Here is a 9326-nt window from a genome sequence, read left to right as displayed (position 1 = left end):
CTGTTCTCGGTTTTCATCTTGTAGGGATTCTTGCTTTTTCCCTATCTACCCAGATATTTTTCTTTTTGGCAACCCTTGTCTTGTCAGGTTTTGACCCACTTGTGTCCGTCAGTCAGCCTAATGATTCTAATGCTGCTACTACTGAAGCGAAAAAACTAGCACAACTTAAAACAAGTGACGGTAACGTGATTGTTTTGAATGCTCATATTTCTAACGCATCAGCAGGGAAAATAGAGTTACCTAGTGACAATGCTGGTTTTAGCAGTAATAAATTTGCTAACTTTTTGTTTGATATTTCCGTGTGATAATTTTTGCTTATGGAATCGTGAAATGCTTATCAGGCAAGACTTTTAGTGCTATTTGGCGGAATAAACTATCAGTATAGACCTCGTTTCCACACAGAAACCAGAAGAGCCCAGTGTGCTTCCTGAGCCTCTTGCTGAGAGTGCCAAAAATGCGGGTTTTAATGTTCAACCTAATGCCAGAGGTTTTATCTTTAATGCTGATGCTGAAGCACTGATTAAACTTCTTCAATTTGGTTCTCAAGGAGCATTACGCTAAAGTTATTGTCATTAATTATGGAATCTGATCATAAAGTTTCAGTCATCCGTCGGTTCAGTGATAGAACTCATAAAGAGATGGAAACCATTAGCGGTTGTCAAGATAATTTTAGCTATAATGAAGCTAAGAATTGTTTTGCGATCGCCGATGGTGCAACTCAATCATTTTACTCAAGTATATGGTCAAAACTTCTTGTTAATTATTTTTGTGAAAATCCCCAGATTGATAAAAACAATTGGCAAGAATGGCTTGAACTAATTCAGCAAAAATGGTTAGAAGAAGTTAAAGCAGAATTAGAAAAAGCAAAAAGCGGTAATAATTTTGCCTGGATTGAGATTTACAATGGTTTGGAGCGTTCTAAATCAGCAACATCTACCTTTATTGGGTTACAATTTATTGAAAATCAAGCAAAAATCTCAATTGTTGGCGATAGCTGTCTGTTTATTTTTCAGGGAAATCAATTAATTCAAACCCATTTATTGAAAAAATCAACGGATTTTAATAATCAACCTGAATATTTTGGAAGTCGCTCTAAAAATAATGATCATGAGCCAAAATTTTTAGACATCGAATTAAAATACAAACAACATTCAGATAAGCTTTATTTTGTACTAGCAACTGACGCTCTAGCTGAATATATTCTTAAATATACAGAACAGCAAAGAGATATTTTAACAACTTTACTTACAATACAGGAGTTTGAGAATTTTGTAAAATCTGCTAGACAGGATGACACAATAAAAATGAAAAATGATGATGTCACTTTAATGATTTTAGAAGTCAGTGATGGTGAAATCGTCAGTTTGCCTACACAAACCAGAAAAGAAAATCAAAAAAATACTCCTATCATTTCACCTTTAAGTTATGAAACTGAACAGCCTTCTAAAGAAGATCAAAACAATTCTTCAAGCGTAGAAGAAGAACCTGAAGACAATACTCCTGAGCAAAAGTTACAAGATACTTCTGGTTTTGCCAAAATAAGCTCCAATCTACAAACATTATTAAAATTTCTGCCATCTTTACCCATGACGCCCCGCGATTCGACGAGTTCAGCTTCTAAACCGACGAAAGACCCCGGAATTAAGGGAAGCAGTATTAAGGAAATCCGTAATCTTCTCCTTGTTTTTATTCCTGTAAATATAATCTTAACTATACTCTCCACTGCGACCATAATAAATAGTATAAAAACTGAACAATCAAGCAATTCAAATTCATCTAGTCAAGTCACTAAATATAAACCTAAATATAGGAACCTTGAAAAAGAAACTAAAATCTACAAAGATCAAACTTTTCAAGAAATTATTATTCCTGCTTTATCTGACTCATCTAAGGTTTTAATTTTAGAAGAAGGAGAGGAATGGATTAAATTTCAGATTGATCTTTATGCTAATCAAGCAATCTTGAATGAATGTTATACTTGTGCAAGGGATGAAATAGAAATAAAACCCAAGACAAATCTGAGAATCTTTCCTAGTGTATCAGAAGGGGATGTTTTTGGACAATTAAGTGAACCATCAAAGTTTAAAAAACTTGAATTTGATTCCCTTCCCAATTGGTCTAAATTTACATTTGTGGGGTATGTAAAAAAATGAAATATCCGCTTAGAACTGACTATGAAACAGTCGTAAAATACCCTGATAGATTTATATACGATGGTATTTTACAAAAAGGAAAGCCTGTTAAGCAAAAGCAAAATCAGAACTTTTTACTGTCTCATAATGGCGGAAAAGCCGTTGTTTATGAAATTCAAACTAATCCTAAAAAATATGCCCTTAAATGTTGGATAGAAGATTTAGGGGATCTAAAAATTCGTTATAAGGCGATTGATGCCTATCTTAAAACAGTTCAACTTCCTTATTTTGTTGATTTTGCTTACCAAGAACAAGGAATTTTAGTCAATGGACAAAGATTTCCCATTATTAGAATGGAATGGGTTGATGGTATTAGCTTTAAAAAATTTATATCTAATAATATTAATAACCCGACTTCTATCCGTAACTTTGCCGAAAAATTCTTAGAAATGGTTAAAATTCTTCATCAAAATAATATTTCTCATGGAGACTTACAACACGGTAATATTATAGTGCGTAAAAATGGTGATCTATGTTTAATTGACTATGATAGTTTATATGTTCCTCAATTAAGCAACGCAACCGACAATATTAAAGGACTCCCTGGTTATCAACATCCTAACAGAAATAAGTTATCTAAATTAAGTCCAAAAGCTGACTACTTCTCAGAAATAGTGATTTATTTATCATTGCTTATTCTATCAGAAAATCCCAACTATTGGCAACAAATACAACAAGAAGAAAGGCTACTATTTTCCGAAAAAGACCTAATTAAACCTAATTCATCCCAGATTTTCAAACAACTTAAAAATCTTTCTCCTGAGATTGTGTATTTTACCCAAGAATTAGAGAAATTTTGTCAACAATCAAATATTGAAAACCTACAACCTCTTGAAAATTTAGTCAACAATTACACAGGAGCTAAATGGAGTTTTGAGCCTCCTACTAACCCTATTCCAATCGTTACTTCACCCCCCACTATCGGTTGGGATTTCCCATCTAATCCTAAATCTACTCCACCCCCATACCCTCCTCCCTCAAGTCAAGGATGGACTTTCTCCCCTAACGGAGTTCAAACTCAAACCAGTCCAAAAAATACAACATCTTCAGATCCCTGGACAAAACTTGAAACCAATTCATCAAGTGCTTGGGATATATTTGACACGGGTAAAACACCACCTCCAAAAGATGAAAACATTTGGGATAAATTTGGCACGGGTAAAACACCACCTCCAAAAGATGAAAACATTTGGGATAAATTTGATAATATTTGGAAGAAACTTACAACATCTGTATCATCTATTTGGAACAAAATTTTGAACTGGTTTAATTAGCTATCTGATTATTCTGTGCAGTTCTCCTATCCTAAAATCAACCCCATTGCTTGATTAATAATTTTATTTTTATCAACCATAGCTTCATAGGTGGGTGGAATTAAATATAAAATGAACGTAGGTTGGGTTGAAGCATGAAACCCAACGCCCGATTATGTTACGCTACCGCTAACCCATCCTACAAATAATTGTGCTGTGTGATAATTTTTGCTTATGTAAGGTTAAATGCTTACTGGGCAAGACTTTTAGGACTATTTTGAAAGAAGAAACTATCAGTATAGACCTCGTTTACACACAGAAACCAGAAGAGCCTGGTTTATATAGCGTTTCCTGTTCGCAAGAGGTACATTATCGATGTTGAAAAGCTTAATTAGGGTTTGCTGAATAAATCTAAAAACCTTGTTGGATAAGACTTTTAGACTTTTTTGAAATCCAAAAGTGCCGGGCATGGGAGTGATCAGGGGGAAAATCCCTGGACTTTTTCCCTGAAAATTGGGTAATTGACCACCTGAAAATCGGTAAAACCCTACACCCTACACCCTACACCCCACACCCTGCCCCCACGAAAAACTTTTTCAGCAAACCCTATCTAAATGGTTGCCTTTTTTAACTTTTTTATTGATCTCATTAAGCATTTCTACTTATTGCAAAGGTGAGATGCTACCGGGTCTTGGGTCTTGCCTCTTGCCTCGTCTCAACAAGCAATTTAAATGCGCGGGCAGCTTACTAGAACTCTTGCATATAGCGCTTTTCACGTTACTGAGGTATCGACAAGTTTTGCCAACAAAGAGTTTAAGCCCCTTGCCCATGCCTCATTCTGATGAAAACTGCTATATATAGTCTAAGGTAGAAAAAAGTTAAATACTGACTAAACCGCGCAATCATAACAACTGAGCCGACAAATTCTGATGTTATTAGCATTAAAACAACTAACTGTTACCCCAGGCGACCGCCTGTTGTTAACTTCACTCACTTGGCAAGATTATGAAACAATTCTTGACGAATTGGGAGATCGACGGTCAATTCGTCTATCTTATAGTCAAGGAACTTTAGAAGCAATGACTCCTCTTTTTATTCATGAAAATACCAAAGTTTTAATCGGGGATTTGGTTAAAGTTCTCCTAGATGAATTAGGGTTAGACTATGAACCTGCTGGATCAACAACCTTTAAAAATCAACAAATGGATCAAGGAATAGAACCAGATGAGTCTTTTTATATCGAAAACTGTAACGCTATTCGGGGGAAAACGCGCCTTGATTTGACGATTGATCCCCCTCCCGATTTAGCAATTGAGATTGATATTACTAAGCGAACCCGATTTAATAATTATGAGCGATTGGGTGTTCCTGAATTGTGGCGATACAATGGAGAGAGACTGGAAATCAATGTTTTGCAAGGATCAGAATATGTTGAATCTTCCCAAAGCCGACTATTTTCTCAATTTAATCTAATAGAAAAAATTCCAGAAACCCTACAAAATAGTCAAAAAATCGGTAGTGCCATGGCATTAAAACAATTCCGAATTTGGGTAAAGCAAACGCTTAATCCCTAACTTCAAATGTACAACGAAGTCAGGGAACTTTTGCCGATGATAATTTAGAGGTTACAGTTTTCGGCTTAAGGCTGCACCTATTCCTATTGATCAGTGATCAGTTATCAGTGGGTAAGTTAACAGTTATCAGATATGAGTTTTTAAGTGTGCAGTATTAAATAGAGGTTTCCTACTGTCTTTTTACTGCTCACTGATTACTGGTCACTGATTACTGCTCACTGTTTTTAGACGTGGAACGGACTACCAGCGATCGCCAGCATCGTAAATTGTTAAGCGTCCGGCCCCTAGATATAATCCGAGGGAATTCTCCCCGGGGGGATAAGCAGTAATTCCAAACTGATAGACACCACCATAATCGGGATTTCGTACTGGTTTCAGACCGATGGAAACGGTATTACCGGGGGGGACAGGAGGATCAAAAATGACCGTGATCGTCTGAGTATTGGGGTCAAAAGTAGTGGATTTTAGGGTTAATTTTTCGCCTCGCTGATTGCGATCGCCAAGAAAAGCAAAGGTTTGATCGAGAAGAAAAGCAATAGTTTGAATATTGGGCTGCTGTTGTATGGTTACTTTGCCCAAGGGCGCCCCGAGAGACGGCGGTAGAGCGATGGTAAGATAGTATTTTGCTCCCCAAGCACGCACGGATTGGAAAGTAGCGGAGAAATTAACCAGAGTGGGAGAACTCTCAAAAAATATTCTGCCATCGGGAAATTGTCCTGCGAGAGAGACAGAAGCATCAAAAGTGAGTATAGCAATCAAAGCCAGCTTATACAGACTTTCAATCTGTTTTAAAGGCAAAAAAGGAATTTTCAAGGTAAAAGCTACTATAGAATATTGATTGTCAAGGGGAATTATAGCAAATTCACTTAACCCTCAACCGCTGCCATTATCAGTGATCAGTGATCAGTTATCAGTTATCAGATGTGAGTGTTCAGTTCACTGATTACTGTTTACTGTTTACTGTTCACTGAGAATACTTCCCACTCCCCCACCCCCAACACTTAACCCCCAACTTGCAATGTATCTCGAACACCTGCACCTTCACAGTTTTAGAAATTATGCCGAACAGTTGCTAAAATTCGAGTCCAAAAAAACAATATTATTGGGCAATAATGCTCAGGGAAAATCCAATTTACTAGAAGCGATCGAACTTTTGTCCACTCTCAAGAGTCATCGAGTCAGCAAGGATCGGGATCTGGTGCTAGAATCGGACTCGGAGGCGAGAATTTTTGCTAGGGTTAATCGTCTTTATGGCGCATCAGAATTAAGTTTAATTCTCCGTTCTTCTGGTCGTCGCACCGTGATCCGTGATCGTCAACCCCTGCGCCGTCATCTCGATTTTTTGGGCGTGATTAATGCGGTACAATTTTCTAGTCTCGATCTGGATTTAGTGCGCGGTGGTCCAGAAGCTCGCCGAGATTGGTTAGATACTTTATTAATTCAATTAGAACCCCTATACGTTCATATTTTACAGCAATATAATCAGGTTTTACGCCAAAGAAATGCTCTCTTAAAAGAGATTCGTAAACAGGAATTAGAGGGAAAAGTTTATGCAGATTTATCCCAACTAAAACTCTGGGATTTACAACTAGCAGAAACCGGTTCAAGAGTAACGAGAAGAAGGGCGCGAGTCCTGCAAAGATTAATTCCTTTAGCCCAAAAATGGCACGAAAGTATTAGCGGAAAAACTGAATATCTAGAATTACAATATATTCCCAATGTGCCTTGGGTAGAAGATGATGTCAATGGGGTACAAAGGGCTTTTTTAGATAAGATTGAAACCCGTCGTTTGGCCGAGAAACAGCTAGGGACATCGGTAGTCGGTCCCCACCGGGATGAAGTGGATTTTTTAATTAACCAAAACCCCGCTAAATCCTACGGTTCCCAAGGACAACAAAGAACCTTAGTTTTAGCCTTGAAATTAGCGGAATTACAGTTACTAGAGCAGATTATCGGAGAACCTCCCCTACTACTCCTCGATGATGTTTTAGCCGAATTAGATATCGAACGACAAAATCAATTATTAGATGCGATCGAAGACCGTTTTCAAACTTTAATTACCACCACTCATCTCAGTTCTTTTGAGTCTCGCTGGTTGCAATCTTCCCAGATATTTTCTGTCAAAAAGGGACATATTTTTTATTAGCCTATAGTCATCTCTTTGTTTTGCTCTTTGTCTGTACACACCCATAATTCGATCCCCCCTTAATCCCCCCTTAATAAGGGGGGTATCTGACAGTTTTTAACACCTAACTACTTAATAAAACAGGCTGTAGGCCTGTTTTATTAAGTAGTTAGGCAAAATTATTTACACATGACGATCATTGCCCCGTAAGGGTTTTAGCTCGATCGGGCAGGTAATTAATTTTGCATGACTACTTATTAGCTTAAGAATAATTAAGCCTACTTAATTTCGCGCACTACCGGCTTACCGTCAATAATTTCACCGACGAGAATCAGATCAGCAACCCCGACAAATAAACCATTTTCTAAAACCCCCGGCATATTATTAATAGTTCTTTCCAAATCAGCCGGATCATCGATACTATCAAATTTAACATCGATAACTAAATTGCCTTGATCTGTCACCACGGGGCCGGCTTTTTTCACTCCCATGCGCAGGGAAGGTTTACCACCGAGGGCCTCTAATTTCAGCATCACCGGAGTCATGGCCATGGGTAACACTTCCACAGGCAAAAGAAAAGTCGATCCCAACTTATCCACCAGCTTATTGCCATCCACTACCACGACGAAAATATCGGCGAGACTATCGACAATTTTCTCCTGAGTATGGGCAGCACCGCCGCCTTTAATCAGGTTTTTCTGGGGATCCACCTCATCGGCCCCATCGATAGCGATATCCATCTTCACGATGACATCGAGGGTAGTGAGGGGAATTCCGTACTTCCTCGCCAAAACTTGCGCTTGAAAAGAAGTAGGAACCCCGACAATATTGCTGATTTCCCCGCTTTGCAGTCTAGCGCCCAGATATTCGATCGCATAGGCCGTCGTTGAACCAGTTCCCAATCCCACGACTGAATTAGATTGAACTAGATTAGCGGCGGCCTTACCGACCTCCTGTTTCATGATAATGACCGGATCGATTGCTGTCATGATGCACATTCCTAAAAGCGATGTTTTGAACCTCTTAGTTATCGGCTATCCCTTGCCCTCTTGTCAATGGAATTAGGGATTAGTGGCCTGAGCTGCTAACATTTCCTTGAGTTTAGCCAATTCATTGGCCCAACGGGGATCTGGCTGTAAAGCGTCACCATCGCCGGTAACTTTCGGGGTACTGCTGCTACCCCGTTCAGCCTTGCGTTTTTTGCCGCCGCCGCCACCACTACTGGATTTGCGCGGTGCTGCCGTCGTCGGTTTCGGAGTCGGTCTTTCGACTTTTTCCGGGGTTTCTACGCTGGCCTCCGGCCCTTCTGCTTCTTCTCCTTCTTCTTTACCTCCCTTGCTGCGGGGGAGAGCTTTCTCGATTTTGATCGGGTTTTCCATGAAGGATTGACCGTTGTATTTTTCGATAAACTGGTCAGCTAGTTCATCGCTAGGGACGGTAACGAAGGCAAAACCGCGACATTTGCCAGTTTTGCGGTCTTTGATGACTTTAGTGGTGATCGTATCCCCTTCATCGGCAAAAAGTGCCTGTAATTTTTCGCGCTCGACGGATTCTTTGGGTAAATTACCAACGTATAGACGAACGGACATGATGGATTCCTCCAAGTATAGGGTGATTTGACATACTCCCACCGTCAAGCTACGCTGTGACGGGGGATTCTTTCCACATTGCTGTTAGAAATTCCTTGTTCAACGAGACAGCTTAGATTCTCAATGTCTCCATTAAGAATCCAGAGGCCGGACTCTCCCAAGGCGTTTGGGTCGGTTTCTGTTTGCCCAACAGTACCGTTGAGATAATTTCCCAAATATTGTAACCCTTTTTTAAGAATATTTATTGCTGCATTATGATCCCTATCTAAGACTGTTTTACAGTTAGGACATTGATGAGTTCTAGTGCTTAATGTTTTTTGCACTCTCGTCCCACAAACTGAACAATCTTGAGAAGTGAAATGCGGCGGCACAGCAACACAAACAATCCGATAAATCTTGGCAAAATAATTCAACCATTGAGTGAATTGATACCAAGAAGCATCAGAAATCGACTGGGCCAGCTTACGGTTTTTGACTAAGTTTCTTACCTTTAAAGCTTCATAGACTACCAGATCATTAGACTGGACTAACGCCAAAGCGTCTTTAATTGCTTTGTCTTTACGTTGTCTTGATACTTTAAGATGAAGCCTAGC

General features: G+C 39.1%; 9 protein-coding genes and 1 pseudogene. 6 read left to right on the top strand and 4 right to left on the bottom strand.

Features of this window, described 5'->3' with window-relative positions; all coding sequences use genetic code 11:
* From EWV66_RS18590 to EWV66_RS18570, 5 genes and pseudogenes are all read left to right on the top strand, one after another.
* A pseudogene (locus EWV66_RS18590) lies at positions 1-305 on the top strand (hypothetical protein); the annotation flags it as partial.
* Positions 306-420: 115 nt separating this feature from the next.
* The gene (locus EWV66_RS18585; RefSeq protein ID WP_287108696.1) at positions 421-561 is read left to right on the top strand and encodes a hypothetical protein; all 141 of its coding nucleotides are present in this window, start codon (positions 421-423) and stop codon (positions 559-561) included.
* A gap of 17 nt (positions 562-578) precedes the next feature.
* Positions 579-2153 carry a PP2C family serine/threonine-protein phosphatase gene (locus EWV66_RS18580; protein WP_287108694.1) on the top strand — a complete coding sequence of 525 codons (1575 nt, stop codon included), beginning with the start codon at positions 579-581 and terminating at the stop codon, positions 2151-2153.
* On the top strand, positions 2150-3466 hold the full coding sequence (locus EWV66_RS18575) for a protein kinase domain-containing protein (protein ID WP_185237564.1): 1317 nt from the start codon (positions 2150-2152) through the stop codon (positions 3464-3466). The genes EWV66_RS18580 and EWV66_RS18575 overlap by 4 nt, the downstream gene beginning before the upstream one ends.
* A gap of 908 nt (positions 3467-4374) precedes the next feature.
* The gene (locus EWV66_RS18570) at positions 4375-5019 is read left to right on the top strand and encodes a Uma2 family endonuclease (RefSeq protein ID WP_002788315.1); all 645 of its coding nucleotides are present in this window, start codon (positions 4375-4377) and stop codon (positions 5017-5019) included.
* A gap of 240 nt (positions 5020-5259) precedes the next feature.
* Here EWV66_RS18570 and EWV66_RS18565 read toward each other — a convergent pair whose 3' ends face one another.
* A complete protein-coding gene (locus EWV66_RS18565) occupies positions 5260-5832 on the bottom strand; it encodes a DUF2808 domain-containing protein (protein ID WP_287108692.1) in 573 nt (190 codons plus the stop codon).
* 205 nt (positions 5833-6037) lie between these two features.
* Between EWV66_RS18565 and recF the strand changes: the two genes are divergently transcribed.
* Positions 6038-7165, top strand: a complete 1128-nt coding sequence (gene recF / locus EWV66_RS18560; protein WP_185237563.1) for a DNA replication/repair protein RecF — start codon at positions 6038-6040, stop codon at positions 7163-7165.
* A 257-nt stretch (positions 7166-7422) separates the two neighbouring features.
* Here the strand turns inward: recF and rpiA are convergent, their stop codons facing one another.
* From rpiA to EWV66_RS18545, 3 genes are all read right to left on the bottom strand, one after another.
* The gene (gene rpiA / locus EWV66_RS18555; RefSeq protein WP_002747271.1) at positions 7423-8133 is read right to left on the bottom strand and encodes a ribose-5-phosphate isomerase RpiA; all 711 of its coding nucleotides are present in this window, start codon (positions 8131-8133) and stop codon (positions 7423-7425) included.
* Between the two features lie 72 nt (positions 8134-8205).
* The gene (locus tag EWV66_RS18550) at positions 8206-8733 is read right to left on the bottom strand and encodes an RNA recognition motif domain-containing protein (protein WP_052275454.1); all 528 of its coding nucleotides are present in this window, start codon (positions 8731-8733) and stop codon (positions 8206-8208) included.
* Positions 8734-8777: 44 nt separating this feature from the next.
* Positions 8778-9326 (bottom strand): RNA-guided endonuclease InsQ/TnpB family protein (locus EWV66_RS18545; RefSeq protein WP_287108689.1); only part of this gene is annotated, 549 nt, incomplete at its 5' end.

Origin of the sequence: Microcystis sp. M_OC_Ca_00000000_C217Col, assembly GCF_007095585.1 — a bacterium.
Classification (GTDB): Bacteria; Cyanobacteriota; Cyanobacteriia; order Cyanobacteriales; family Microcystaceae; genus Microcystis; species Microcystis panniformis.
The sequence above is the reverse complement of the archived record's forward strand: the minus strand, read 5'-3'. Positions and strand labels throughout refer to the sequence as shown.

Bases quoted from the DNA above. Each gene is read 5' to 3' on its own strand.
- EWV66_RS18575 (WP_185237564.1), top strand. From the start codon at position 2,150: ATGAAATATCCGCTTAGAACTGACTATGAAACAGTCGTAAAATACCCT.
- recF (WP_185237563.1), top strand. From the start codon at position 6,038: ATGTATCTCGAACACCTGCACCTTCACAGTTTTAGAAATTATGCCGAA.
- EWV66_RS18570 (WP_002788315.1), top strand. From the start codon at position 4,375: ATGTTATTAGCATTAAAACAACTAACTGTTACCCCAGGCGACCGCCTG.
- EWV66_RS18580 (WP_287108694.1), top strand. From the start codon at position 579: ATGGAATCTGATCATAAAGTTTCAGTCATCCGTCGGTTCAGTGATAGA.
- EWV66_RS18550 (WP_052275454.1), bottom strand. From the start codon at position 8,733: ATGTCCGTTCGTCTATACGTTGGTAATTTACCCAAAGAATCCGTCGAG.
- rpiA (WP_002747271.1), bottom strand. From the start codon at position 8,133: ATGACAGCAATCGATCCGGTCATTATCATGAAACAGGAGGTCGGTAAG.